The sequence below is a fragment of the Streptomyces hoynatensis genome (assembly GCF_003626535.1).
Classification (GTDB): domain Bacteria; phylum Actinomycetota; class Actinomycetes; order Streptomycetales; family Streptomycetaceae; genus Streptomyces; species Streptomyces hoynatensis.
In genome coordinates this window covers 318284-342845 of record NZ_RBAL01000001.1, presented here as the reverse complement: position 1 = coordinate 342845, position 24562 = coordinate 318284, and the positions used below count along the sequence as shown (strand labels likewise).

At 74.5% G+C, this 24562-nt stretch carries 21 protein-coding genes and 1 pseudogene; 12 read left to right on the top strand and 10 right to left on the bottom strand.

Translation table 11 applies throughout. The annotated features are described in order from the left end of the window. Positions 1-95 precede the first annotated feature (95 nt). The 3 genes from D7294_RS01520 to D7294_RS01510 form a co-directional block, all read right to left on the bottom strand. Positions 96-758 carry a PH domain-containing protein gene (locus D7294_RS01520; protein ID WP_120674560.1) on the bottom strand — a complete coding sequence of 221 codons (663 nt, stop codon included), beginning with the start codon at positions 756-758 and terminating at the stop codon, positions 96-98. Positions 759-841: 83 nt separating this feature from the next. Further along, positions 842-1741 (bottom strand): hypothetical protein, encoded by a 900-nt coding sequence (locus D7294_RS01515; protein WP_120674559.1) that lies wholly within the window; start codon positions 1739-1741, stop codon positions 842-844. A gap of 285 nt (positions 1742-2026) precedes the next feature. Next, complete coding sequence (locus tag D7294_RS01510; protein WP_120674558.1) at positions 2027-2536, bottom strand: SigE family RNA polymerase sigma factor; 510 nt, start codon at positions 2534-2536, stop codon at positions 2027-2029. Positions 2537-2661: 125 nt separating this feature from the next. On the opposite strand from D7294_RS01510, the gene deoC reads away from it, so the two are divergent. The 3 genes from deoC to D7294_RS32730 all read left to right on the top strand — a co-directional run bounded on the left by deoC (position 2662) and on the right by D7294_RS32730 (position 6749). Then, entirely contained in the window at positions 2662-3828 is a 1167-nt protein-coding gene (deoC, locus tag D7294_RS01505) for a deoxyribose-phosphate aldolase (RefSeq protein WP_241562025.1), read from the top strand. A 55-nt stretch (positions 3829-3883) separates the two neighbouring features. After that, a complete protein-coding gene (locus D7294_RS01500) occupies positions 3884-5314 on the top strand; it encodes an aldehyde dehydrogenase family protein (protein ID WP_120675248.1) in 1431 nt (476 codons plus the stop codon). Between the two features lie 544 nt (positions 5315-5858). Beyond that, positions 5859-6749, top strand: coding sequence for an aldehyde dehydrogenase family protein (locus D7294_RS32730; protein WP_120675246.1), 891 nt, complete (start codon positions 5859-5861; stop codon positions 6747-6749). A 190-nt stretch (positions 6750-6939) separates the two neighbouring features. On the opposite strand, the gene D7294_RS01490 is transcribed toward D7294_RS32730, so the two are convergent. Beyond that, positions 6940-7689 carry a class I SAM-dependent methyltransferase gene (locus tag D7294_RS01490; RefSeq protein WP_120674554.1) on the bottom strand — a complete coding sequence of 250 codons (750 nt, stop codon included), beginning with the start codon at positions 7687-7689 and terminating at the stop codon, positions 6940-6942. Between the two features lie 109 nt (positions 7690-7798). Here D7294_RS01490 and D7294_RS01485 point away from each other — a divergent pair, with 109 nt between their 5' ends. The 4 genes from D7294_RS01485 to D7294_RS01470 all read left to right on the top strand — a co-directional run bounded on the left by D7294_RS01485 (position 7799) and on the right by D7294_RS01470 (position 12286). After that, the gene (locus D7294_RS01485) at positions 7799-8998 is read left to right on the top strand and encodes a sensor histidine kinase (RefSeq protein ID WP_241562024.1); all 1200 of its coding nucleotides are present in this window, start codon (positions 7799-7801) and stop codon (positions 8996-8998) included. Then, the gene (locus tag D7294_RS01480; protein WP_120674552.1) at positions 8995-9669 is read left to right on the top strand and encodes a response regulator; all 675 of its coding nucleotides are present in this window, start codon (positions 8995-8997) and stop codon (positions 9667-9669) included. The genes D7294_RS01485 and D7294_RS01480 overlap by 4 nt, the downstream gene beginning before the upstream one ends. A gap of 212 nt (positions 9670-9881) precedes the next feature. Next, positions 9882-11123 (top strand): serine hydrolase domain-containing protein, encoded by a 1242-nt coding sequence (locus D7294_RS01475; RefSeq protein WP_120674550.1) that lies wholly within the window; start codon positions 9882-9884, stop codon positions 11121-11123. Continuing rightward, positions 11120-12286, top strand: a complete 1167-nt coding sequence (locus D7294_RS01470; protein WP_120674548.1) for a serine hydrolase domain-containing protein — start codon at positions 11120-11122, stop codon at positions 12284-12286. The genes D7294_RS01475 and D7294_RS01470 overlap by 4 nt, the downstream gene beginning before the upstream one ends. A gap of 211 nt (positions 12287-12497) precedes the next feature. Here D7294_RS01470 and D7294_RS01465 read toward each other — a convergent pair whose 3' ends face one another. Both D7294_RS01465 and D7294_RS01460 read right to left on the bottom strand, forming a co-directional pair. Next, complete coding sequence (locus D7294_RS01465; protein WP_241562022.1) at positions 12498-13376, bottom strand: hypothetical protein; 879 nt, start codon at positions 13374-13376, stop codon at positions 12498-12500. A 129-nt stretch (positions 13377-13505) separates the two neighbouring features. After that, positions 13506-14684, bottom strand: coding sequence for an MFS transporter (locus D7294_RS01460; RefSeq protein WP_120674546.1), 1179 nt, complete (start codon positions 14682-14684; stop codon positions 13506-13508). Between the two features lie 312 nt (positions 14685-14996). On the opposite strand from D7294_RS01460, the gene D7294_RS01455 reads away from it, so the two are divergent. Continuing rightward, positions 14997-15980: an ArsR/SmtB family transcription factor gene (locus D7294_RS01455; RefSeq protein ID WP_120674544.1), complete on the top strand. Its 984-nt coding sequence runs from the start codon at positions 14997-14999 to the stop codon at positions 15978-15980. Positions 15981-16688: 708 nt separating this feature from the next. Here D7294_RS01455 and D7294_RS01450 read toward each other — a convergent pair. Continuing rightward, a complete protein-coding gene (locus D7294_RS01450) occupies positions 16689-17426 on the bottom strand; it encodes a SigE family RNA polymerase sigma factor (RefSeq protein WP_174248241.1) in 738 nt (245 codons plus the stop codon). A gap of 202 nt (positions 17427-17628) precedes the next feature. On the opposite strand from D7294_RS01450, the gene D7294_RS01445 reads away from it, so the two are divergent. The 4 genes and pseudogenes from D7294_RS01445 (at position 17629) to D7294_RS01430 (ending at position 21612) form a co-directional block, all read left to right on the top strand. Then, entirely contained in the window at positions 17629-18306 is a 678-nt protein-coding gene (locus D7294_RS01445) for a response regulator transcription factor (RefSeq protein WP_174248240.1), read from the top strand. Between the two features lie 19 nt (positions 18307-18325). Then, positions 18326-19924: pseudogene (locus D7294_RS01440) on the top strand (ATP-binding protein); the annotation flags it as partial. Between the two features lie 317 nt (positions 19925-20241). Further along, on the top strand, positions 20242-20874 hold the full coding sequence (locus D7294_RS01435) for a hypothetical protein (RefSeq protein WP_241562020.1): 633 nt from the start codon (positions 20242-20244) through the stop codon (positions 20872-20874). A gap of 156 nt (positions 20875-21030) precedes the next feature. Beyond that, the gene (locus D7294_RS01430) at positions 21031-21612 is read left to right on the top strand and encodes a VanZ family protein (protein ID WP_120674540.1); all 582 of its coding nucleotides are present in this window, start codon (positions 21031-21033) and stop codon (positions 21610-21612) included. 81 nt (positions 21613-21693) lie between these two features. Here D7294_RS01430 and D7294_RS01425 read toward each other — a convergent pair whose 3' ends face one another. The 3 genes from D7294_RS01425 to D7294_RS01415 form a co-directional block, all read right to left on the bottom strand. Beyond that, the gene (locus D7294_RS01425; RefSeq protein WP_120674538.1) at positions 21694-22089 is read right to left on the bottom strand and encodes an ATP-binding protein; all 396 of its coding nucleotides are present in this window, start codon (positions 22087-22089) and stop codon (positions 21694-21696) included. A 173-nt stretch (positions 22090-22262) separates the two neighbouring features. Next, positions 22263-23399 carry an adenosine deaminase gene (locus D7294_RS01420; protein ID WP_120674536.1) on the bottom strand — a complete coding sequence of 379 codons (1137 nt, stop codon included), beginning with the start codon at positions 23397-23399 and terminating at the stop codon, positions 22263-22265. Between the two features lie 17 nt (positions 23400-23416). Beyond that, entirely contained in the window at positions 23417-24508 is a 1092-nt protein-coding gene (locus D7294_RS01415) for a LysR family transcriptional regulator (RefSeq protein WP_120674534.1), read from the bottom strand. Positions 24509-24562 lie beyond the last annotated feature (54 nt).

Below are 24562 nucleotides of genomic sequence, written 5' to 3'. Positions count from 1 at the left end.
GGCTCGGCCGGCGCGGGCGGCCCCGCGGGCGGGGAGCCGGGGGCGGCCGACGCGGAGCCTGTCAGGCGCTCACCCGACGGGCGCCGGCCGGGCGCTCAGCTGGTGAGCCAGAGGACGAGCAGGGACACGGCGCCGAGGGCCGCCGGGGCCAGAACCTCGTAGCACCAGCTCACCGACACGGTGCCCTGAGCGGCCTCGTCGCCGCCGTGCTGCTCGGCCAGCTCCCGCAGCTCGGCCACCGCCTGGTCGCCGGGGGCCGTCCGCGGCTCGTTGTCCTGCGGCAGGCCGAGCCCCCCGCCGCCACCGAGGCCGAGCCCCGCCCTGAGGAGGCCGCCACGCCTGGCCCTTCCGGACTCGTCCGGGACGGCCAGCGCCTCGTTGTGCCTGGTCGCCTTCGAGCGGGCGCGCAGCGAGACGGGGATGGCCCACATCTGGTACTTCACGCCGCCTGCCAGGAACTCCGTGGAGTACCCCGCCCTGACGGTCTCCACCGCGCCCCAGGGCGCCGTGATGGTGCGGAACGGATTCCGCACGCGCAGGCGCTCGTCGGAGGCGAAGACCGCCGGGCGGAAGGTGAAGGCGATGACCAGCGGCGCCACCAGGAGCAGCGCGGACACGGCGGTCACGGGCGTGCGATCCGAGCCACGCAGCACCGCGTCGCCCCCAAGCCACCCCGCCAGGCCGAGCAGCAGCACCCCTGCCAGCATGGCCGAACCTGAGCGGTAGACGCGGTCCGCATACTTCTCGGGCTTACTCATGCCTCCGATTGTGCCGGACCCCGTGCGCTCTCGGTCAGGCCCTGTCCCCAGGCGTCTCGGCAATCACATGCCGTGCTCGCCGCTCACATGCCCGGCTCGTAGAAGGGGTCCTGCCGCGAGTCGTACAGCACCTCGCCGTCGGCCCCGTAACCGATGACCACCGGGGGATCCGTAGGCTGGTCCTCCGCTATGCCGGCGACGAGGAAGTACTGCCCTTCGAGGACGGCTTCCTCCGTCGACCCCGCGTACGACACCGTCACGCGCCGGACCTCGGGCTCCACCAGGCCGAAGTCCGCCCACCGGAAGGGCGTCCGCCACTCCCCGGTCGTGGGGTGGAAGAACCGCGTGGCGTTGAGGTCGGGCGCCACGGGCAGGCCGGTGCCGTAGTCGCTCCCCGAGACCATCACTCCCGTAAGGTCGCCCTCCGGCCGGTCCGAGCACACCACCTGGAAGTTCCCCCCGGGGTCGTCGCTGATCGCCAGCACCTCCCGCAGAGGCTCCTCCCCGCGGTTCGGGTCGCCCTGGGAGACCCAGGCGAGCACGATCCGCAGCTGCTCGGAGGTGACGTCCTGCGGGTACTCGTCGAGGCAGCGCTCCAGTGACTCCGTGGCGTCCGCGAGCGTGATGCCGTCCAGGAGCTGCCGCTCCGGGTCGGCTGGCCCGGAGGGGCCGGTGCCGCCGGACTCACCGCTGTCCGCCGGCGAGGACACCGGGGTCACGCCGGCGCCGTCGGGGAAGCCGGTGTGCCGGGCCGCGGCGTGGGCGGACCCGGAGTCGCGGAACCACTCCCCCTGGGCGGCGAAGGCCCCGCCGGGGATGGCGGCCAGCACCACCGCCGCGGTCGCGAGGCCGGCGCGGAACCGGCGCCTGGCCTTGCGCCCCTGCCGCACTATCGCGCCGTAGGGAGGCTCGGACGGCGCGGCTCCTGCCGCCTGCTCGGCGAGCATCCTGCGCAGTTGCTCCTCCATGTGCGAGTCGGTCATGACTCTCCTTTCCCCTCTCTTCCGCGATCCCGTGATCTCGTGATCGCTGCGTTCGCTGCGTGCCCGGGCCGCTTCCCGTCCCGTGCGGACGAGCGCTCCGGCGCGCTTGCGGAGGCGCGGACGTGGCCGAAGGGCCGCCGCGGCGTCGCGCCCCGCACCCAGGGACCGGGGCGTACCGGCCCCAGCCGTACCGTCGCCCGGCTCGCCGCGCCTTCCGCGCGCGGTGGCTCTCGCCTCCCGCCGTCGGCGGTGCGGGGCCCGGCTCGTTTGCCCTCGGCTTCCGCCTCAGCCGGTCAGGGCCAGGCGGCTCGATCCCAGGAGGACACGGAGCTTGGCGAGCGCCTTGGCGGCCTGGCTCTTCACCGTGCCGACGGAGCAGCCCAGCGCCCGGGCCACCTCGGGCTCGCTCAGGTCCTCCCAGTACCGCAGGACGACGACCGCGCGCTGCCGCTTGGGAAGGCCGGCGAGTGCCCTGGCGAGCACCTCGCGTTCGTCGGCCCGGGCCATGTCGTCCTGCGCCGTCGCCTCCTCGGGCGGTATGTCGGTGAGGTGCTCGGCGACCCGTCTCTTGCGGAAACGGTCCCTGTGACAGGTGACGAGCATCCGGCGCACGTAGGCGTCAGGGTTGTCACTGCGGCACACGCGAGGCCACGACCGGTAGGCCTTGGCCAAGGTGCTCTGCACGACGTCCTCGGCCAAGTGCCGATCGCCGGTCAGCAGGTAGGCGGTCCGCACCAACGCGGACCATCTGCTGCGGACGAACTCCTGGAACGCTTCCTCGGCTTCGTTGTACATCCGGCACCCCCTCACCTTCCCGACCACCGTTTGCAGCGATTCGGTTGCCCGGAGAGAGCACGCAGTTTTGATCGATCCGTCCCTCGGCGGTGACAGGCGGCTACGCGCGTAGATATGCTGACCTGGTGAGCATGTCATCGGAGCCAGCCGCACCACCCGCCTCGCCGCCCTCCCCGCAGCCGCCTCCCTCGCCGCAGTCCCCTGAGCCCCCCGCCTCGGCCGGGCCCGCCGCGCAGGCCGCGGCCGGTCCTTCCCCCACCCTCCCGGCCTCCCGCGCGGACGTGCCGGGCCCGGCGGGCAGCGCGGCAAGCCCGCCCGCCCCCGCGGATCCGGCCGCCCCGGGTGACCTGGGGGACCTGGGGGACCTGGCGGATGTCGCCTCCTCCAATGCGACGCTCCGCCGCTTCCTGCACGGCCTGCCGGGCGTGGACGCGGTGGGCCTGGAGGCCCGCGCCCAGGTCCTCGGCTCGCGATCGGTGAAGACCACCTCGAAGCGGCTGGCGATCGACCTGGCGATCTCGATGGTCGACCTGACCTCGCTCGAAGGCGCGGACACCCCGGGCCGGGTGCGTTCCCTGTGCGGGAAGGCGCTGGTTCCCGACCCCGGCGTGCGGGACGTGCCGCGCGTGGCCGCGGTCTGCGTGTACCCCGACCTGGTGGGGGTGGCGGTCGAGGCCCTGGCCGGCTCCGAGGTGGCGGTGGCCTCGGTGGCGACGGCTTTTCCCTCGGGGCGCGGCCCCCTGGAGGCGAAGCTGGCGGACACGCGGCTGGCCGTGGCCGCGGGGGCCGCGGAGATCGACATGGTGATCGACCGCGGCGCGTTCCTGGCGGGCGACTACCGCCGCGTCTTCGAGGAGATCGTGGCGGTGCGCGAGGCCTGCGGCGGGGCGCATCTGAAGGTGATCCTGGAGAACGGAGAGCTGGTCACCTACGACAACGTGCGGCGCGCCAGCTGGCTGGCGATGCTGGCGGGCGCCGACTTCGTCAAGACCTCGACGGGCAAGGTCGCGGTGAACGCCACGCCGGCGAACACCCTCGTGATGCTCCAGGCGGTGCGCGATTTCTTCCGCCTCTCCGGGCGCCGGGTGGGGGTCAAGGCGGCGGGCGGCATTCGCACGGCGAAGGACGCGATCAGGTACCTGGTGCTGGTGAACGAGACGCTGGGCGAGGAGTGGCTGACCCCTCGCCGCTTCCGCCTGGGCGCTTCGAGCCTGCTCAACGACCTGCTGATGCAGCGGCACAAGCTGGCCACCGGCGCGTACGGCGGCCCCGACTACGTGACGGTCGACTGAGGGACGCGGCGGGCGCGGGGAGCCGCGCGGTCGAAAGAGAACAGGGGTTTTGCTGGTGTTGCTGGAATACGCTGCCGCGCCCGAGTCGCGGGCGATCGTGGACATCGCCCCTTCGTACGGGCTGTTCATCGGCGGGCAGTGGCGGCCCGCGGCGGCGGGAGCGGCGTTCAAGACGGTCAATCCGGCCTCGGAAGAGGTGCTGTCCGAGGTCGCGCAGGGCGGTCCCGCGGACGTGGACGCGGCGGTGGCCGCGGCCAGGGCGGCGCTGCCCGCCTGGTCCGGGCTGCCGGGTGCGGAGCGGGCGAAGTACCTGTTCCGCCTGGCGCGGTTGTTGCAGGAGCACGCCAGGGAGCTGGCGGTGCTGGAGTCGCTGGACAACGGCAAGCCGATCCGCGAGTCGCGGGACGTGGACCTGCCGCTGGCCGCCGCGCACTTCTTCTACTACGCGGGCTGGGCGGACAAGCTCGCCTACGCCGGGTTCGGCCCGAGCCCGCGGCCGGTGGGCGTGGCCGGGCAGATCATCCCGTGGAACTTCCCGCTGCTGATGCTGGCCTGGAAGATCGCCCCGGCCCTGGCCTGCGGCAACACGGTAGTGCTGAAGCCCGCCGAGACCACTCCGCTGACGGCGCTGCGCTTCGCCGAGATCTGCCAGGAGGCGGGGCTGCCTGCCGGGGTGGTCAACATCGTCACCGGGGACGGTTCCACGGGGGCCGCGCTGGTGGCGCACGCCGGGGTGGACAAGGTGGCGTTCACCGGCTCCACCCAGGTCGGGCGCGAGATCGCACGGCAGCTGGCGGGCACGGGGCGGAGGCTGACCCTCGAACTCGGCGGCAAGGGGGCGAACATCGTCTTCGAGGACGCGGCGCTCGACCAGGCCGTCGAGGGCGTGGTGAACGGGATCTTCTTCAACCAGGGCCACGTGTGCTGCGCCGGTTCGCGGCTGCTGGTGCAGGAGTCCGTCGCCGACGAGTTGCTGGCCGCCCTGCGGGAACGCATGGCCACCCTGCGGGTGGGCGACCCGCTGGACAAGAACACGGACATCGGCGCGATCAACTCGGCCGCCCAGCTGGCGCGCATCGAGGAGCTGGCCGGCGCGGGCGAGGCCGAGGGGGCGCAGCGGTGGGCGCCCGAGTGTGAACTGCCGGGGCGCGGCTACTGGTTCGCGCCCACGGTGTTCACGAACGTGTCGGGCTCGCACCGGATCGCGCGGGAGGAGATCTTCGGCCCGGTGCTGTCGGTGCTGACCTTCCGCACGCCCCAGGAGGCGGTGGTCAAGGCCAACAACACGCCCTACGGGCTTTCGGCCGGCATCTGGACGGAGAAGGGCTCGCGGATGCTGTGGATGGCCCAGCGGCTGCGGGCCGGCGTCATCTGGTCCAACACCTTCAACAAGTTCGATCCGACCTCGCCCTTCGGCGGCTATCAGGAGTCCGGCTTCGGCCGGGAAGGCGGCCGACACGGACTGGAGCCCTACCTCGATGTCTGAGATGCCTGAGGTGCCCGAGCACCCCACCGGCGGCGACGCCGCGAGCACCGGTCGCGGCACGGACGCGGCGCGCGCCGCCGGCCCCACGCGCGGCGGGAAGCCGCGGACCGGCGCGGGCGGCACGACTCGCGCCGGTGCCGCCACCGGCACGCCCCGCAAGGCCGGGAAGGCCCAGGGGGCCGGCGAGGCGGCGCGGCGCGGCGGGACCGGGGAGAAGGCGAGGAACGAGAAGAGCGACAAGAAGGACAAGAACGAGAAGAAGGTGAAGACGACGGAGGCAAGGGCGGCAAAGGCGGTGCAGGCGGGGGCAGCAGGCGGGGAGACGCCGGGGGAGAACGCCCGGAAGGGGGCGCCGCAGGGGCGGGAGAAGGGGCAGGAACAGGCCGTGGAACGAGACGAGGCCGCGCAGCCCGCGACCGCCGCCGCGACGCGGGATGCCTCGGCCTCCGCCGAGTCGCCGGGCGGCTCCGGGACCTCGCACGCGCCGCACTCCCCTGGTGCCGCCGGAGAACCGGGCGCCGGTCAGGCGTCGCGCACTCCCCTCCTGCACGATGCGGCGCACGCCCCGGGGCGTACGGAAGCACTTGGCGTTCTCAAGACGTACAAGTTGTTCATCGGGGGCGCGTTCCCCCGCTCGGAGAGCGGACGGGTCTACCCGGTGACCGACAAGGACGGGCGCCGGCTGGCGAACGCGCCGCTGGCCTCGCGCAAGGACGCGCGGGACGCGGTGGTGGCGGCGCGCAAGGCCTTCCCCGGCTGGTCGGGGGCGACCGCCTACAACCGCGGCCAGATCCTGTACCGCATCGCCGAGATGCTCCACGGCCGCATCGACCAGTTCCAGCACGAAGTGGCCGCCGCGGGCGGCCTCACCCCGGCACAGGCCCGCACGCAGGTGCAGGCCGCCATCGACCGCTGGGTCTGGTACGCGGGCTGGACCGACAAGATCAGCCAGGTGGCCGGCGCGGCCAACCCCGTGGCCGGGCCCTACTTCAACCTCTCGGCTCCCGAGCCCACCGGCGTCGTCGCCCTCCTCGCGCCCCAGGACTCCAGCCTGCTGGGCCTGGTCTCGGTGCTGGCGCCCGCGATCGCCACCGGCAACACGGCGGTGCTCGTCACGAGCCGGGACGCACCGCTGCCCGCGCTCACCCTGGCCGAGGTCCTGGCCACCTCCGACCTGCCGCCCGGGGTGGTGAACATCCTGTCCGGCGACCCGGCGGAACTCGGCCCGCACCTGGCCGCCCACCGGGACGTCAACGCGCTGGATCTCACCGGAGCCGCCGCCGAGTTGGCGACGGACCTGGAGGCCGCGGCCGCCGAGACCCTCAAGCGCGTCCACCGCCCGCGCGGGCCCGAGGACTGGTCGCGCGACCCGGGCACTCGCCGCCTGACCGCGTTTCTCGAAACCAAGACCGTCTGGCACACGACGGGACTGTGAACGGCCGCGCCGCGGCTCACGGTGCGCCACGGTGCACCGGTGACGGCGGCGCGGCGGCCTGACCGCGCCGCGCCGGCCTGACCGCGCGCTGATCGGGCCGCGCGCTGGTCGGCCGCGCGCTGCTCGGCCGCGGCCCGCCGGCCGGCCCCGGGGCACCGACCCGCCGCCTGTGCGCTGCACCGTCCGCGGCTCACCGGCGGCCGCCGGCTCGCCCGGCGGCCACGCCGACGCGCCGGCCCGAGCGGGGCCCGGCCAAAGCCGCGGCGGGTTCCGGGGGTTCCGGCCTCAGCCGCCACACCCGGGCCGGCGGGATGTTGCCCCAGGTCATCCTGATGTCCGCGGGGAAACGACGCCGGTAGCCGGCCAGCACCGCCTCCACCGAGCGGTGCCTGGCGGCCTCGGCGCGGGAGGCGAAAAGGGCGCGAACGGCGCGCGTGCCGGCGTACGCGAAGAACGTCAGCTCGCCGCCGGGGCGCAGCAGCCGCAGGTACTCGTCCATGATCGCCGCGACACGCCCGGGGGCGAAGTTGGTGAAGGGCAGCCCGGAGACGATGACGTCGTACCCGGCGTCCGGCGCGGAGGCCGTGAACTCCTCGATGAGCGCGAGATGGGTCCTGACGGCTCCGGCGCCTGCCCGGCCGCGCGCGGTGGCCCGCGCGACCAGCTCGCGCAGGCAGGTCTCGAACCTCGGGTTGGCCTCCACCAGGTCCAGTTCCCCACCGGGCGGGAGCCGTTCGATCAGCTCGCGGGTGACCGCCCCGGTGCCGGCGCCTGCCTCCAGGACCCGCAGCGGTCCCGCGCCGCCCGCGCCACCCAGCGGTGCGGCGAGGGCCATGGCGAGCCGGCGGCCGCTCGGGGCGATGGCGCCGGTGGCGCGGAAGCTTCGGAAGGACTCGGCGAGGAACGTCCCGTGCGGGCCGCCCAGGGTGATGCTCGGCATGGTGCCGACGCTAGGGACGGGGCACGCGCGCGGCCCCGGACGATGTGCGGCCTTCACCCCCGACGAAAGTAGGGGGTGGCGGGCCGCCCGGGCCCCTACCATCGGCCGGGTGGCAAGGCACGACGCGCGGTGGCCCTGGTGGGTGGAGACGGTTCTGGTGGTGGTCGTCTGCTTCGTGTCCGTGCCCGAGGCGAGCGTGGCCACCGGGGGGAGGTTCACCAGCCCGGACGTCGTGGCCTCGCTCGTCGCGGGCTGCGCCCTTCCGCTGCGGCACCGCCGGCCGCTGCCGGTGACCGCGCTCGCGGTGGCCGCGGGGGGCTGCTTCGGCGCGATGCTGCCGCTGCTCCTCGTCTCCTTCCACCTCACGGCCCTCGGCAAGGTGAAGATCGCCGCCTCGTCCACGGCCCTGGCGCTCGGCGTCAACGCGCTGGTGCAGCCGCCGTTGAGCCTGTGGGCGCCCCGCACCTACGGGCCGTGCGGGCTGCTGATCGTCGCCCTCGCGCTCGGGCTGTGGGCGAGCAGCAGCCGCAGGCTCGCCGACGCCCTCGCCCGGCAGATGGAACACCTGCACCGCGAGCGCGAGCTGCGGGAGAGCGCGGCGCGCAGTTCGGAGCGGACGGCGATCGCGGCGGAGATGCACGACGTGCTGGCGCACCGGCTGAGCCTGATAGCCCTGCACAGCGGCGTGCTCGCCACCCGCGCCGAGCAGTTGCCGCCGGTGGTGGCGGACCGGGTCAGGCTGCTGCGGACGGCCTCCACCGACGCGCTCGCCGACCTGCGGGACGTCCTGGGTGCGTTGCGTGACTCCACGGCGCGCGGAGACTCGCGCGCGCCCGCCCTGCGGGAGGTGGACGAACTGCTGGACGCGGCCCGCGAGGCCGGGCAGCGGGTGGTGGCCGATCTCGGCGGCGATGCGGCGGGGGCGCCCGCCGCCCACCGGCTCGCGGTGTTCCGGGTGGTACAGGAGGCGGTCACCAACGCGCGCAAGCACGCCCCCGAGGCAGCGGTGCACGTCAGGGTGCGGTACGGCGCTCCGGCCACCCGTGTGGAGGTCACCAATGCCGCGGGGGGCGAGGGCGCGGCAGTGCGCTCCGGCTACGGGCTGATCGGCCTCGGGGAGCGGGTGCGGGCCCTCGGGGGCGAACTCGAGGCGGGCCCCTCCGGGGACGGGGCCTGGCGCGTCTCGGCCCGCCTGCCCCTCGTCCCCGGCCCGCCGCCCGGGGCCGTGCCCGACCCTGAGACCTGCGGCGACGCCGGCGGTCGCGAGCGGCGCGAGTGCCACTCCACCGGGAAGGGGAGGCGTCCGTGATCCGCACGATGATCGTGGACGACGACGCGCTCGTCCGCCTCGGCCTCGCCGATCTGCTGGAGTCCGATCCCGGCATCGAGTTGGTCGCCCAGGCCGCCGACGGCCTCCAGGCGGTGGAGCGGGCGATGGCGCACCGGGTGGACGTGGCCCTGGTGGACGTGCGGATGCCGCGCCTCGACGGCATCGCCGCCACCGCCAGGCTGCGCGCGCTCCCCCACCCGCCGCGAGTGATCACGCTGACCACCTTCGACCTGGACGAGTACGTCTACAACGCGCTCGCCGCGGGCGCCGACGGCTTCCTGCTCAAGGACAGCGACCCTGCGGAGATCCTCCGCTCGGTGCACTTGGTGGCCGCGGGGTCGGCCATGCTGCACCCGGCCGCCGCCCGGCGGGTGATCGACCGCTACCACCTGGTGGCACGCCCGCAGGCCGAGGCGGCCAGGGACCGCCTGAACCGGCTGACGCCACGGGAGCGAGACGTGCTGGCGCTGGTGGCCGACGGCCGGACGAACGCCGAGATCGCGGCGGCGCTCGGGATGCGGGAGAGCACGGTGAAGGCGCACGTCAGCCGGATACTCCTCGCCCTCGACGTGGGCAACAGGGTGCAGGCAGCGCTGCTCGCCCACGACGCCGCCGCGGGGCGTCCATCGCCCTGGGTCAAGGGCCGCTGAGCCGCCGGGCGCCGCGGTGCCCGGACGGTCCGCGCCGGGCGGCCGCGGCCGTGCGCGCGGGGTCGCGGCCTGGGTGCCTTGCGGTCGGCTGCGCCTCGGGATTCCCGCAGTGAGGGTGGCCGAGCCGGCGAAATGGTACTGGGGTTGTCCTCAGTTGAAGACGGAGGCTGACCCCATAGGAACCACTGGCCCCTTTTGATGGACTATGGGGCATGACCAACACATCGGTGCGAATTCGCCGGTTACGTGCTTCGGCCACCGCGATGGCGGCGGCCGCCGTGCTCGCCGGGGGCGGCTCGGTAGTCCCGGCCGCCGCGGCAGCGGCCGCGGCCCCGTCCGCCACGGCCCCGCTGACGGCGGAGCAGCTGCGGCAGGAGGTGGAACGGGCCCTGCGGGACGGAGGGTTCGTCGGCCTGTCCGTCGAAGTCCGCGACGGTCGGCATCGGTCGCGCGCCCAGGCGGGAGAGGCGGAGCTCGGGACGGGCCGCGAGGTTCCGGCCGGGGCGAGCCTGCGGGCCGGCAGTGCGACCAAGCCGTTCGTGGCGACGGTCGTGCTCCAGCTCGCCGCCGAGGGGCGCCTCTCGCTCGACGACACGGTGGAGCAATGGCTGCCCGGCGTCGTCACGGGCAACGGAAACGACGGCAGCCGCATCACCATCCGCAATCTGCTCCAGCAGACCAGCGGCATCCACAACTACGACTATGCCGACGACGTGGGAGACGACGCCGCCGCCTTCGAGGAGCACAGGTTCGACCAGGTCAGCCCCTGGCAGCTGGTGGCGGGCGCCATGGGCAGCGCGCCCGACTTCCCGCCGGCCGCCCCGGGAGACCCCGCGCCCGACTGGGGATACTCCAACCCCAACTACATCCTGGCCGGGTTGATCATCCAGCGGGTCACCGGGCAGGACTGGGCCACGGCGGTCACCGAGCGCATCATCGAGCCGCTCGGCCTGGCGGGCACCTACGCGCCGGGGGACGATCCCTCCCTGCCCGAGCCCTACCTGCACACCTACCACCACTTCGCCGGGGCGCCGGAGTGGACGGACACGACGATCCGCTCGATGTCCTGGGCCGACGCGGCCGGCGCTCTCGTCACCACGGAGCGGGACCTCGACCGGTTCTTCACGGCGCTGCTCGACGGCAGGCTGCTGCCACCGCGCGAGCTGGCCGAGATGCGCGACACCGTGCCCGTCGACCCGGACTTCGAGATCGCCTTCCCCGGCCTCACCTACGGGCTCGGGCTGATGCGGGAGCCGCTGTCCTGCGGCGGCCACCGCTGGGGGCACGGCGGCGACCTGGCGGGGGCGACCGTCAGGGAGGGCGTCACCGAGGACGGGCGGCGCAGCATCGTGATCAACGCGAGCGGCAAGACGGAGGACGACGAGCAGTTGCTGCGGGCCGAGGCGGCGCTGCGGCAGCTGATGGACACCGTGCTCTGCCGGGGGACGCGATGAGGCGGCGCCTGGCGGCCCTCGGTGCCGCCCTCGGAGCCGCCGCCGTGCTCGCCTCCGGTCTGTCGGCCGCGGCGGCGCCAGGGCCCGGCCTCCTGCAGCGTGATGCCGCGGCACTTCACGCGGCGGGGGCCGTGGGAGTGGCCGCCGTACTCGACACCCCGTCGGGCACGCAGACCGCCCACAGCGGCACGGCCGACCTGCGCACCGGGGCTCCGGTGTTCCCGGAGGCGCACTACCGGGCGGGCAGCACCACGAAGACCTTCATCGCCACTGTCGTCCTCCAACTGGTGGGCGAGGGACGGCTGTCGCTCGACGACACCGTGGAGAGCCGGCTGCCCGGCCTGGTCTCGGGCAACGGCAACGACGGCAGCCGCATCACCATCCGGCAGCTCCTCCAGCACACCAGCGGCCTGCCCAACTACACGAGCGTGAGGGAGGTGTTCCCTGCCGGTTACTCCGCGGCCGAGTACTACGCGCACCGCTTCCGCCACTACGAGGCCGAGGAGCTGGTGGCCGGGGCGATGCGCCTGCCGCCGCGCTTCGAGCCGGGGACCGACTGGGCCTACTCGAACACCAACTACATCCTGGCCGGCCTGATCATCGAGCGGGTCACCGGCCACTCGTGGGAGGAGGAAGTACGCGACCGGATCATCCGCCCGCTGGGGCTGACGGGCACCTACGCGCCCGGGGACGATCCCGTGCTCCCGCCACCCGCCGTGCACGGGTACCACACCTACGAGGAGGACGGCCGCACGGTCGACACCACGCTGTTCAACGCGACGGCGGCCGACGCCTCGGGCGCGCTGATCTCCACTCCCCGGGACATCAACCGGTTCTTCGGCGCCCTGATAGGCGGGCGGCTGCTGGAGGGCCCCGAGTTGGCGGAGATGCTGCACACCCACCCGATACCCGGCGAGCCGGGGCGGGGCTACGGCCTCGGCATCGAGACCACCCCGCTGAGCTGCGGCGGCTTCTACTGGCACCACGGCGGCAACGCCCTCGGCTATGAGAGCGAGGACGGTATCACGGTGGACGGCGACCGCGCGGTGACGGTCTCGGTCAACAGCTACGACGCAGCCGACACCGCCCGGCAGGATGCGGTGGACGCGGGGGTCCGCACCCTCATCGACGACGCGCTCTGCGCCGGACGCACGGCGGACTGAGCCGATCCAGCGGCGGACTGCGCCGGGAGGCGGCGCCCGCGACCCGCGCCGCGGGGAACGCGGTCCGCGGGCGCGGCCTCCCTGCCGCCTCAGCGCCTCCGTCTCGGATCCGCCGTGGTGGCCACGGACTCGGGGCATCGACGGCTCCGGGGGCGGGCGGCGCGGCGCGTCCGGTGGCCCGGGGGATCCAGAGTTCCGCCGGCCTCCGAGGTCAGGGGCTCTCGCGGTCCGGCCGGGACGGCGGGCGCAGCAACAGGAGGTCGGTGCCCCAGGAGTCGAGGATCTCGCCGTGGCCACGGGCCCGCGCCAGCCGTTCCACATCGGCGAACAGGGCACGCTGGGCGGCCGGTTCACCGGTGGCCAGGATGCGGCGCAGCCGCGGGAGGAGGGTGCCGGCCTGCCAGGTGGGGGCGCCGAGTGGGTGCCTGCTGAGCTCCCACTCCAGGTATTTGTTGTACGGCCTGACCCGCCGGTGCAGGGCGAAGAGCGATTCGAGGAGGAAGGGGAGGCTTTCGGCGGCGTCGAGGTGGGCGAGTTCGGGGCGGCCGTCGCGGTGGCTCTTGAGGGAGCGGTAGGTCTGGTTGAGGTAGGCGTCGAGGTGGCCGTCGGCGTGCCGCCGCGCCTCGGCGGGGCTCAGCGTCCGCTTGCGGTCGAGGAGTTCGCCGATCGTGCCGCCCAACCGGTCGAAAAGGAGCCGCGCGTGGACGTAGGCGTAGCGGGCCCAGCCGTACTCGTCGCCCGGCAGGGCGCGGCGGCGGAAGGCCGCGAGGGGCATGACGACGAGGTCGAGGTGCGGGCTGCGGAAGCCGTCCAGCGCGGTCAGCCAGGCGGGGGCCTCGTCGGCGGTGATGACGTGCAGATCGTGGTCCGAGTGCGGGGTCGGCATCCCCGCGTGGGCCTGGGAGCCGCTGAGGACGAGGCCCAGCACGGCGGGTTCGTCGCGCAGCCCGGCAATCCAGCCGGCCGGGTTCGCGGGCTCGGAGATCGCCGCGAGAAGCGGCGCGGCGGGCGGTTCGGCGGGATGCGCGGCAGCGAGGAGGTGGGGCGCGGGCGGTTCGGGAGTGGCAAGGTCGGGGTTCGGTTCCGGCATGGGTGAACTCTCCTGGCAGGCGGGACCGGCCGTGGCCGGATGACGGCCCCGGGGCGCGCCGGGAGGGCGCGGGCTCGCGCGGCGCTGCGGGAAGTGGCGCATCGGGGCGACGCGCCACGGGAGTTCACCTCACGGCGTGGAGGCTATCTCCGGTCCGGCGGGCTCGGGAAGGGGTGGTGCGCCCCGGCGGGTGCGCCTGAGCACTCCGGCGCAGGCCAGGGCGGCGGTCGTCGCCGCGAGGAGCGCGGCGACGGGAAGGGAGAGTGCGCCGATGGCCAGGGAGCCGAGGCCGAAGCCGGTGCCCTGGACGACGAAGGAGACCGAGAAGCCCTCGGCGCGGCGGCCCGGCGGCAGCAGCCGCTGGATCTGGAGGGAGGCGACGGTGAGGAGTGGCCCGGTGCAGCCGCCGATGAGGACGACCGCGGCGACGAGTCCGGCCCAGCGGCCCTGGGCCGTGAGCACGAGCGAGCCGGCGAGGAAGCAGCCGAGGAAGGCGGCGGCGCAGCCGGCCGCGGGGCGGCCACGCCAGGCGAAGAGGGCACCGCCCACGATGCTCGACCCGCACAGTGTGGCGATGATGAGCGCGGCACCCGCCTCGCCCGCGCCGAGCCGCTGGGCGTAGGCGAGCGGGGAGACCTCGACCGTGGACAGGACGTGGCCGACGGCGAACTGGCAGCCGAGCCAGGGGGCGGCGGCCCGCAGGGGGAGCCGGGGCCGCGAGTGGCCGGGGCCGGTTGCGGGCCGCACGTGGCGGCCCGGCAGGGCGGCCATCAGCAGACCGCAGACCAGGAAGGAGCCCGCCATCGCGAGAATCGGGAGGAATGTACCGGCCGCCGCCAGGAACGCCACCAGCACCGGCCCGGTGATCAGCACGGCGTCCACGAGCATCGCGTCCACCGACACGGCACGCGGCAGCCCCGCGTCGTCCACGAGACGGGCCAGCAGGCCGCGGAATCCGCCGGGCAGCCCGCCGGCGACCGCTCCGGGCACGGCGACCAGCACGAGCAGTACAGGGGCGGGGGCGCCGGCCGCCGCGGCGCCGGCGAGGCAGCCGAAGGCCACGGCGGCGCAGGTGGCCAGCACCGGCACCCCGCGGCCGGGTCCGACGCGGTCCAGCAGCCGGCCCGCGGGCACCGCGCCAAGCGTCTGGACGACCACGAAGACGGACATCAGCACCGCGCCGAGCCGATAGGAGCCGGTGGTGGCGACGGTGAGCGTCGTGAAGGCGAGCGGAGCCATCGCCGCGGGCAGCCGCCCCGCCTGCACCCCGGCGGACCAGTGCCAGTACGCCGAGGTGCGGAGCGGCACGCGCGTTGCGGCCGGTCCCGGGTGAGCCTCCTCGCCGGCCGACCGGGCGGCGGGCTCGGCGGCGCGCCCCTCAGCGGCGGGCTTCTCGGTGCCGGGTGGATCGGCAGGGCCGCGATCGACTGGGGGCGCGTCGGCGGTAGGCGCCTCCACGGTGGACGCCTCCGTGATGGGCGTTTTGCGCGCTTTGGTGGGTTCAGCGGCCATAAGAGCACTATCCGCCCCGGGCCGGCACGGGGATACTGATTCGGGTCTAGCCGAATCACGCTGGCGAGCGCGGGCGCTGCCGTGGGGGCGGTCAGGGAAGGTGGGCGAGTGATCGAGTTGCTGATCACCTCGGCCGCGGCGCGGCGGCTCAGGTTCGCCGTCTCCCCGCTGGAGGAGACGCTGGGCGCGCTGCGGGTGCTGCTCGGCAGGCACCGGCACCCCGTCCACCTGCCCTGGCTGGCCGCCGCGGCCGGGACCGCACGGGAGTTGCCCCTCGCGGAGCTGGCGCGGGTGCTGGGCGCGCGGCGCTACATCACCGAGTTTCTCGGCCCGCCGCCGCAGGGCCGGGAGACCACGGCCGAGGCGCAGCTCGCGGAGTTGCGGAGCACGCCGCCGGCACAGGTTGCCAGGGAGCTGGCCATGGTGGACGCCGACCTGGGTTCCCTGCCGCGGGACCCGGCGCGGGCGCGCGACCTGCTCGCCGACCAGATGGAGCTGGCCTGGACCCGCCTGGTCGCGCCCCAGTGGCCCCGGCTCGCCGAGGTGCTCGCCGCGGACATCGATCACCGGGCGCGGCTGCTGGCCGCCGAGGGCTTCGCCGCCGTCCTCGCCGAGCTGCACCCGCGCGTTGCCCTGGTCGCCGGCCGGGAGGGCGAGGACACGCTGGTGATCGACAGCCATGCGCGGATCAGGACCCGGCTCGACGCCCGTGGCCTGTTGCTGGTGCCCAGCGTGTTCGCCTGGCCCGCGATCGGCGTGGTGACCGTGCCTCCGTGGCAGCCGACGCTGATCTATCCGGCGCGCGGCGTCGGCGCGCTCTGGGAGCGGCCGCCCGGCGGCGCGGACCGGCTGGCCGCCGTGCTCGGCAGGACGAAGGCCGCGCTGCTCGAAACGCTGTCCGAACCGGGCAGCACCTCGCGCCTCGCGGCCCGCCTGGGCCTTTCCCCCGGCACCGTCTCCGAGCACCTCACCGCCCTGCGCGGCGCCGGGCTGCTGACCACCACGCGGCGCGGCCGTGAGGTCGTCTACCGCCGTTCGCCACTGGGGGACGCGTTGCTCGCGGGCGGGTTGCCTGGGGGCACGGACGGCTGAGGCCCCCCGGGCCGCGACGCGGGGGCGTGCGGGGGGCCCTACGGGCGCGTCGTATCCCCGGGGCACGCCACCCTGCGGGCACCTTGCGGGTGCCCGCGCGCCCGCGCCCGGTCGAGCGCTGAACAACCGGCGCGGGCCTCACGCGAAGCGCGTGCGCGCCCCGCCCCGCGCCTGACCGCCCTGGGAACGCCCCGCCCGGCAGCCGGCCGCCCTGGGGAAGGACACCCGCACGTGCGTGACCGGCCGAGACAGGGCGTGACCGCCGGGAGGGGCCGGGCACCCCGGCAGACGGGCGAGCGCCCCCGTGAGCGCCGCGTGAGCGCCGCGCAAAGCGCGTGGGGGCCGGGCGCCGCGCGCGGCGCGTCTTGGCCTGGTGGGCGGCCCGCCCCGCGCGTGGCCGGCGTGGTGGGCGTGGCGGCGGGTGCGGTGCCGTCTTGGCGTGGGCACAAGAACGCGCGGGGTCCGGCCCAACCCCCCAGTCGGCCGAACCCCGCGCGGCTCCCCCGTCCCCCTGCTGTCCCCCCCGTGTCCCCCGATCCCCGTAAACCCCCCGGGTCCCCCCCCGTTCCCCCGTTTCCCCCGTCTTTCCCCACGTCCGCGGTGCCGGTTTCCCGGTCGGTTCCCGGCCGGTTCCCGGCCTCCGCGGGCGCGGTGGGGCACCGGAGTGCCCCGCCCCCTCGGGCCGTCCGCTCGGGGCGTCCCGCCCGGTCAGGCGACCAGCTCGCCGAAGGACTCTTCTTCCTGGTCCTGGCCGAGGCTGAGCGCCCGGTCCTCACGCAGTCGGCGCAGGGTGCGCCAGATGCTGCTCTTCACCGTGCCGACGCTTATGTTCAGCGTCTCCGCGATCTCGGGGTCGGTCTGCCCCTCGTAGTAACGCAGCACCAGCATCGTGCGCTGCTGCTCGGGCAGCCTGGCGAGCGCCTGCCAGAGCACCGTGCGCAGTTCGGTGCCGCGCATCGTGTCCTGCTCGCCCGGCGCCTCGGGCAGTTCCTCGGTCGGGTACTCGCTGAGCTTGCGCCGCCGCCACGCGCTGATGTGCAGGTTGGTCATGGTGCGCCGCAGGTAGCCACCGACGGCCGCCTTGTCGCTGATCCGGTCCCAGGCGCGGTACGTCGACAGCAGCGCGCTCTGGAGCAGATCCTCGGCCTCGAACCGGTCGCCCGTCAGGTGGTAGGCGGTCGCGTACAGGGAGGCGCGGCGCTCACGCACGTAGGCGGTGAACTCCGCCTCCGTGGCCCCCTCGCGCCGCGCGCCCCCTGTGCGTCCCCCTTTCACCGTCGCGCCCACCGCCGCAAGGTGCGGCGGACGCTGGTGTCCGATGCTGCGACGACCCCCAAGCCTGTTCGCGGCACCGGACTTCTCCCCGCGCCGGACCGGAACCACGGCGGTGGCAGTGCGCGTCCCACTCACCGTCGTTGCGTCGGTGATGCCGTGCATTGCGCTCATCCCGCTCCCCCTTCGTGTACTCCGCCGTCCGGAACCCCGTCTCCGGGGCCTTTCGCTGGGAAATACACTGCCGCTCCAGTTTCATGGCGGAGTCCCCCAACTGTCACAGCGGTGTCACAGCGGCCGGGTCCCACATCGCCTGGATCGCCCCATCCCGACCTGACTGTCGAACTCGGCGGGCCCATACGACACAATGAGCCGCGTGGCTTTCCTGTTGCTGATCGAGGACGACGAGGCAGTGCGGACGGCCCTGGAGATGAGCCTCACTCGCCAGGGTCACCGCGTCGTGACCGCGGCCACGGGCGAGGACGGCCTACGGCAGCTGCGTGAGCAGCGGCCGGATCTGATCGTCTTGGACGTCATGTTGCCCGGCATTGACGGATTCGAGGTCTGCCGTCGCATCCGCCGGACCGATCAGCTCCCGATCATTCTCCTGACGGCCCGCAGCGACGACATCGACGTGGTCGTCGGCCTCGAATCGGGCGCGGACGACTACGTCGTCAAGCCGGTGCAGGGCCGCGTCCTCGACGCGCGTATCCGCGCGGTGATGCGGCGCGGCGAGCGCGAGTCCAACGACTCCGCCACCTTCGGTTCGATCGTCATCGACCGGGCCGCCATGACCGTCACCAAGAACGGCACCGACCTCCAGCTGACCCCCACGGAACTGCGCCTCCTGCTGGAGCTGAGCCGCCGCCCCGGCCAGGCCCTGTCCAGGCAGCAGCTGCTGCGGCTGGTGTGGGAGCACGACTATCTGGGCGACTCGCGGCTGGTGGACGCCTGCGTGCAGCGCCTCCGCGCCAAGGTCGAGGACGTGCCCTCCTCCCCCAAGCTGATCCGCACGGTACGCGGCGTGGGCTACCGGCTGGACGCGCCCTCGTGAGAGAACTGGACGCGTTTTCGTGAAGGAAAGAGCAGGTCAACGCCCCGACGGCGCGCTACGCGGCTGGCTGCGCGGCCTGCTGCGCCTGACCAGCCTGCGGCTGCGGCTCGTCACCGTCTTCGCGCTGGTGGCCCTGGTGGCCGCGGTCTCCGTCTCCGGCATCGCCTACTGGCTCAACCGCGACGCCGTCCTCACCAGGGCGCAGAACGCGGCGCTGAAGGACTTCCGCAAGTCGCTCGGCGACCACGCCGGCGCCCTGCCCGAGGACTTCACCTGCGACGACCTGCGCGGCATGGCCGCGGCCGTGGCCAACAACGCGCTGAACTACCAGGTCATCCTCGTGGACGACGAGGGCCCCGAGCCCGCCTGCACGGCCGAATCCGATCCCTCGGTCTTCAACGTCGAAATGGTCCCCGGCTCGCTGTCCCAGGCGGTCCGCGAGCGGCGGGGCAACGGCGACGTCTCCTCCGACTACCACATGTACTGGCAGCGGATCTCCCGCGAGGGCGAGCCCTTCCTCATCAGCGGCACCGAGATCATCGACGAGGAGGACGCGGGACCGACCGGTTACATGCTCACCTCGCTGGGCGCGGAGCGCGACGACCTGAACTCGCTGGCCTGGTCCCTCGGTGTCGCGACCGCCCTCGCCGTGATCGGCTCGGTGCTGCTGGCGCAGGCCGCCGCCTCCACGGTGCTGCGGCCGGTCCAGCGGCTGAGCGACGCGGCCAGGCGCCTCGGCGAGGGCAAGCTCGACACCCGCCTCGAGGTGCGGGGCGCGGACGAGCTGGCGCAGCTGGCCAGGACCTTCAACAGCGCCGCCGCCTCCCTGGAGGAGCGGGTGAAGGACCTCAGCAACCGGGAGGCGGCCAGCCGCAGGTTCGTCGCCGACATGTCCCACGAGCTGCGCACCCCGATGACGGCGATCACCGCGATGACCGAGGTCCTGGAGGAGGAGGTCGACAACCTCGACCCCATGATCGCGCCGGCCGTGCAGCTCGTCGTCAGCGAGACCCGCCGGCTGAACGACCTCGTCGAGAACCTCATGGAGGTCACCCGCTTCGACGCCGGAACGGCCCGCATGGTGCTGGACGACGTGGACGTCGCCGACCAGGTGACCGCCTGCATCGACGCCCGCGCCTGGCTGGACGCGGTGCAGGTCAACGCGCCGCGCGGGATCATCGCGCGCCTCGACCCGCGCCGCCTCGACGTCATCCTGGCCAACCTCATCGGCAACGCCCTGAAGCACGGAGGTTCCCCCGTACGTGTGACAGTGCGCGAGGAGCAGGGGCCGCAGGGGCACGAGATGCTGGTGGAGGTCGCCGACCGCGGCCCGGGCATCCCCGAAGAGGTGCTGCCGCACGTCTTCGACCGTTTCTACAAGGCCAGCGCCTCGCGCCCGCGCTCCGACGGCAGCGGCCTCGGCCTCTCGATCGCCCTGGAGAACGCCCACCTGCACGGCGGCGACATCACGGCGAGCAACGCGCCGGGCGGCGGCGCCGTGTTCACGCTGCGCCTGCCGCGGAACGCCCAGCTCGCCGAGCCGGACGAGGAGCAGGAACAGTCCGAGGCCCCGGAATCCGCCACCCCCGCGCTTTCGGCCGGGCCCGCGGAATCCGCCACGCCGGAAGGACCGGCCACCACCCCCGTATCCACCACGTCCGGCGCAACCGAAACGACACAAGCCCCGGTCACGCCCGAAGCCCCGGCCGTGTCCCAGGGGCCGGCCGGGTCCGGAGAACGCGCCTCGTCCACGGGCACCGCCGCCTCCCCGGGTGCGGCCGCGCCCGCGGACGAGGCCCCCGTTCCCGCGGAGGGCGCCGGGCAGGGCCGGCGGGACGGGGAGCCGGGGTCCGGGGCGGGTGCCGAGGGCGCGGGCACGGCCGTGCCCAGGGCGCGCGGCGAGCGCGAGGCGGCCGTGGACCGGGAGGAGCAGCGGTGAGCGCGCTGTTCCGGGCGAAGGCTGCCCGCGGGCTGTTCCTCGGGCTCCTGGCCGGCGTCGCGGGCTGCGGGATCAGGGCGACCGACGTTCCGGTGGACGGCGGCCCCGCGCCCACCCGCGCCAGCTGCGAGGCGCCGTCCGCCGCGGAGGGGACCGAGCAGACCGACGTCTTCCTCGTCTGCGGTTCCAAGGTGAACCCGGTGCACCGCGCGATCGAGTACCCCGCGCCGGTCAGCGGCGAGGACGGCCGGGCGGGAGCGGTGAGCGAACGCGTCGCCGTGGCCGAGGCGCTGCTCGACGAGCTGGAGGCGACGCCGCGCCGGGAGGAGCGGGCCGCGGGGTTCAGCAGCGCGGTGCCCGAGGACCTCGGCGTCAGCGGCCCCATACCCGGGGACCCCGCGGGCGTGCTGCGGCTGAGCGAGCGGCCCAGTGACCTGCCGGCCTTCGCCCTCGGCCAGATCATCTGCACCTTCGCCAACAGCTCGCGGCTCGGGGACGGCGGCCAGACCGTGGTGCTCGGCGGCCCGCCGGGGGAGCCGCGGGGCCAGCCCAGGACGTACTCCTGCAGCACCGCCATGCGCACCAGCCCGGACAGCGGCCAGCCTCCCGGCGTCGGGCAGAAGCCCTGAGGCCACCGGCGCCCGGCCCACGCCCCGGCCCGCGCCCACGGTAGACGCAGGTCACATCCCAAGCAGGGAACCGGGTCCGAGGAGGGCCGCGTCCATGCGTGCGTGCAGCATCATCCCTTGGGTCCCCACGGGCCCGGCGTCTGTCCACGCATCCGGATGACCGCTCTCCTGCTCCTCGTGCTCTACCTGGCGGTGACCGCGTGGCTCGCGCTCCGCCCGCTGGATGTGCTGTGGGTCTCCCCGGCCAACCTGGAACCGCTCGCCACCCTCAGGGAGGACGTCGAGCAGGGCCCCGAGGAGGCCGGTCGCGTCATCTTTCTCGGCATGCTGCGCCTGGCTCCGCTGGGCGTGCTGGTGCCGCTGCTCGGGCGGCGGTTCGGCGGGCCGCGGTTCGTTTCCCTCGTCCACGCCGTCTTCGCCGGGGCGGCGATCTCGCTCGCCCTGGAGTTCGGCCAGTCGCTGGTGCCCAGCCGGGTGGCGAACGTGGACTCGGTCATCCTCGACGCGCTGGGCGTCGCCCTCACCCACCAGCTGTGCTACCGGCGGCTGCGCTCCTTCACCTGCCGGGCCTCCTGCCCCGGCGAACGGCGGGCCGCGCCCCCGTCCCGGCCGGTGCCGCCCGGGCCGCCGGCCCCGCTGCCCTCGCCCGAGGCGCACCGGGAGTCGGCGACGCGCCGCTGCGCCTGGGGCCTGGGCCGTCACGAGAGCACGGCGCCCGCCCTGACCGGCCGCGGCTGACCCGCGCCCGCCGCCACGACGCGTGCGAGGGCCGTCCTCCCGTCTGGGCGGGAGGACGGCCCTCGCCGTGGGGGGTGCCGCTCAGCCGAGGTGCAGGCCGCCGAGGAGGTCCGAGGCGGGCAGCCCGGCCAGGCCGTCGGGCTGGATCGGCAGGCCGCCGAGCAGCTGGGTGGCCGGCTCGAGCAGGGTCTCGGCCTGGCCGGGGGCGTTGGCCGCGGTGTGCGACAGCGTCTGGTCCGCGACCGGCAGCGCACTCGACTCGCCCGAGAGCATGTCGGCGCCGGTCTCGACCACCTCGCCGCTCCGGCCGGGGAGCGTGTCCGCGGCCTCGTGGACCGGGAGGGTGTGCACCACGTCGTCCGTGGTGGACTGCACGCCGGAGGACAGCGGGGCGGCGGAGGCGGAGCCCGCCGCGGCGGCGACGAAGGCGGCGCCGAGAGCGGCCGCGCCGAGGGTCTTCACGGTTGACTGCTTCATCAGTTGTTTCGTTCCTTGAGGGGGAGTCGGGTTTCGAGCGGCGAGGGGGACGGTAGCCATTTCCCGGTCGCCGTCGCAATGAATCGAAAAGCGCGCCGCCGCCCGTGACCCGCCCGGCCCCACATGTCGTACCGGCCCCGCCCCGCTTCCCTCTTTCGCGTCGTCGCCCCTGGTCAGAGGGATGCGTCGGCGCCCCCGCCAAACAGCCATTCGGAACGCAGGGCGGCGTACCCCGGCTTGATGACATCGTTGATCATCGCCAGACGTTCATCGAAAGGAATGAACGCGGACTTCATCGCATTGACCGTGAACCACTGCATGTCGTCGAGCGAGTAGTGGAAGGTCCGGACCAGGTGGGCGAATTCGCCGCTCATGCTGGTCGCGCTCATCAGCCGGTTGTCGGTGTTCACGGTGGCCCGGAACTGCAGGCGCCGCAGCAGGCCGATCGGGTGCTCGGCGTAGGAGGAGGCCGCGCCGGTCTGGAGGTTGGAGGTGGGGCACAGTTCCAGGGGGATGCGCTTGTCGCGGACGTAGGCCGCGAGCCGGCCGAGCTTGACCGAGCCGTCCTCCGCGACGTCGATGTCGTCGATGATGCGCACGCCGTGCCCGAGCCGGTCGGCCCCGCACCACTGCAGCGCCTGCCAGATGGAGGGCAGGCCGAAGGCCTCGCCCGCGTGGATGGTGAAGTGGTTGTTCTCGCGCTTGAGGTACTCGAAGGCGTCCAGGTGCCTGGTGGGCGGGAAGCCGGCCTCGGCGCCCGCGATGTCGAAGCCGACGACGCCCAGGTCCCGGTAGCGGTTGGCGAGTTCGGCGATCTCCAGGGCGCGGGCCGCGTGCCGCATCGCGGTGAGCAGCGCGCCGACCCGGATGCGGCGCCCGGCCGCGGCGGCCTGCCGTTCGCCCCTCCGGAAGCCCTCGTTGACGGCCTCGACGACCTCCTCCAGGGCGAGGCCGCGCTGCACGTGCTGCTCGGGGGCGTAGCGGACCTCGGCGTAGACGACGCCGTCGGCGGCCAGGTCCTCGACGCACTCGGCCGCCACCCTGGCCAGCGCCTGGGGCGTCTGCATCACGCCGACGGTGTGGTCGAAGGTCTCCAGGTAGCGGACGAGCGAGCCGGAGTCCGCGGCCTGCCGGAACCAGTCGCCAAGCGGCCCCGCCTCGGTCGCGGGCAGCCGGTCGTAGCCCTGCTCGGCGGCGAGTTCGACGATGGTGGCCGGCCGCAGCCCGCCGTCGAGATGGTCGTGCAGCAGCACCTTGGGGGCGCGCCGGATCTGCTCCGGCGAGGGCGGATTGTCTCGTGGGGTGGTCACCCGCGGCACTCTAGCGCCTACGCGCGTAGATCACCTGCCGGCGAGCCGGATTCCGCCGCCGGCGGGCCGGCCGGCGCGCCCCGCCGGCCCGGGGACGCCTCCGGCCGGCCCGGGGACGCCTCCGGCCGGCCCGGGGCCTGGGTGGTGATCCGGCCTCTGCGGCTCAGCAGGAACCGCTTGAAGTCGGCCACCGGCCTGGTGTCGGGGCGGCCCGCCGGCCAGGCCACCCCGATCTCGCGCACCGCGCGCGGGGCGGTCACCGCGAGCTCCCGCACGCCGGGGCGCGGCACGGTGGGCGGCGGCAGCAGCGCGACCCCGAGGCCGGCCGCGACCAGGCCGCGCAGCGTCTCGGGCTCCTCCCCCTCGAAGGCGACCCGCGGCCTGAACCCGGCCTGCTCGCACAGCACTTCGGTCAGCCGCCGCAGCCCGTAGCCGGGCTCCAGGGTGACGAAGGGCTCCTGTGCCGCCTCGGCCAGCCGCACCCTGCGGCGGCCCGCAAGCCGGTGGCCCGCCGGGACGACGAGGTGGAGCCGCTGCTCGTCCAGGCGGCGGCTGACCAGGTCGGGCGCGTCGGGCAGCGGGGAGGTCAGGCACAGGTCGAGCTCGCCCGCCCGCATCCGCTCGATCATGTCCTCGCCGTAGCTCTGCACCAGCGCGAAGCGCACCCTGGGGTGGTCGGCGCGGAAGGCGCTCAGCAGTTCCGGCACGGTCTCCGGGCCCATCGTGTGCAGGAAGCCGAAGGCCACCTTGCCCGCGGCCGGGTCGGCGTCGGCGCGCACCGACTCGGCGGCCCGCTCGACCTCGCCCAGGGCGCGTTCCACGGAGCGGGCGAACGCGTGCCCCGCCGGGGTGAGCGAGACGGTGCGGCCGTGCCTGGCCAGCAGCGCGACGCCGAGGTCCGCTTCGAGGCGCGCCATCGCCCGGCTGAGCGTGGACTGCGGAACGCCCAGGTCGCGGGCGGCCTGGGTGATGTGCTCCTGCCTGGCCACGCCGGCGAACTGCGCCAGCCGCGGGGTCAGCACCGCCGCCCAGGACTCGGCCGAGATGTCGGCTTGGGGCGTGGTGTCGGGTGTTACCGACTCGCGTTGTGTGTTGCGAGGGGATGACATGCCGGGCGCCCACCTCTCCTTATGCGTCAGCGCATGAATCATGACAGATTCATG

Coding starts and splice junctions, on each gene's coding strand:
- D7294_RS01520 (WP_120674560.1), bottom strand. CDS start 758: ATGAGTAAGCCCGAGAAGTATGCGGACCGCGTCTACCGCTCAGGTTCG.
- D7294_RS01515 (WP_120674559.1), bottom strand. CDS start 1,741: ATGACCGACTCGCACATGGAGGAGCAACTGCGCAGGATGCTCGCCGAG.
- D7294_RS01510 (WP_120674558.1), bottom strand. CDS start 2,536: ATGTACAACGAAGCCGAGGAAGCGTTCCAGGAGTTCGTCCGCAGCAGA.
- D7294_RS01490 (WP_120674554.1), bottom strand. CDS start 7,689: ATGCCGAGCATCACCCTGGGCGGCCCGCACGGGACGTTCCTCGCCGAG.
- D7294_RS01475 (WP_120674550.1), top strand. CDS start 9,882: ATGACCAACACATCGGTGCGAATTCGCCGGTTACGTGCTTCGGCCACC.
- D7294_RS01470 (WP_120674548.1), top strand. CDS start 11,120: ATGAGGCGGCGCCTGGCGGCCCTCGGTGCCGCCCTCGGAGCCGCCGCC.
- D7294_RS01465 (WP_241562022.1), bottom strand. CDS start 13,376: ATGCCGGAACCGAACCCCGACCTTGCCACTCCCGAACCGCCCGCGCCC.
- D7294_RS01450 (WP_174248241.1), bottom strand. CDS start 17,426: ATGAGCGCAATGCACGGCATCACCGACGCAACGACGGTGAGTGGGACG.
- D7294_RS01430 (WP_120674540.1), top strand. CDS start 21,031: ATGACCGCTCTCCTGCTCCTCGTGCTCTACCTGGCGGTGACCGCGTGG.
- D7294_RS01425 (WP_120674538.1), bottom strand. CDS start 22,089: ATGAAGCAGTCAACCGTGAAGACCCTCGGCGCGGCCGCTCTCGGCGCC.
- D7294_RS01415 (WP_120674534.1), bottom strand. CDS start 24,508: ATGTCATCCCCTCGCAACACACAACGCGAGTCGGTAACACCCGACACC.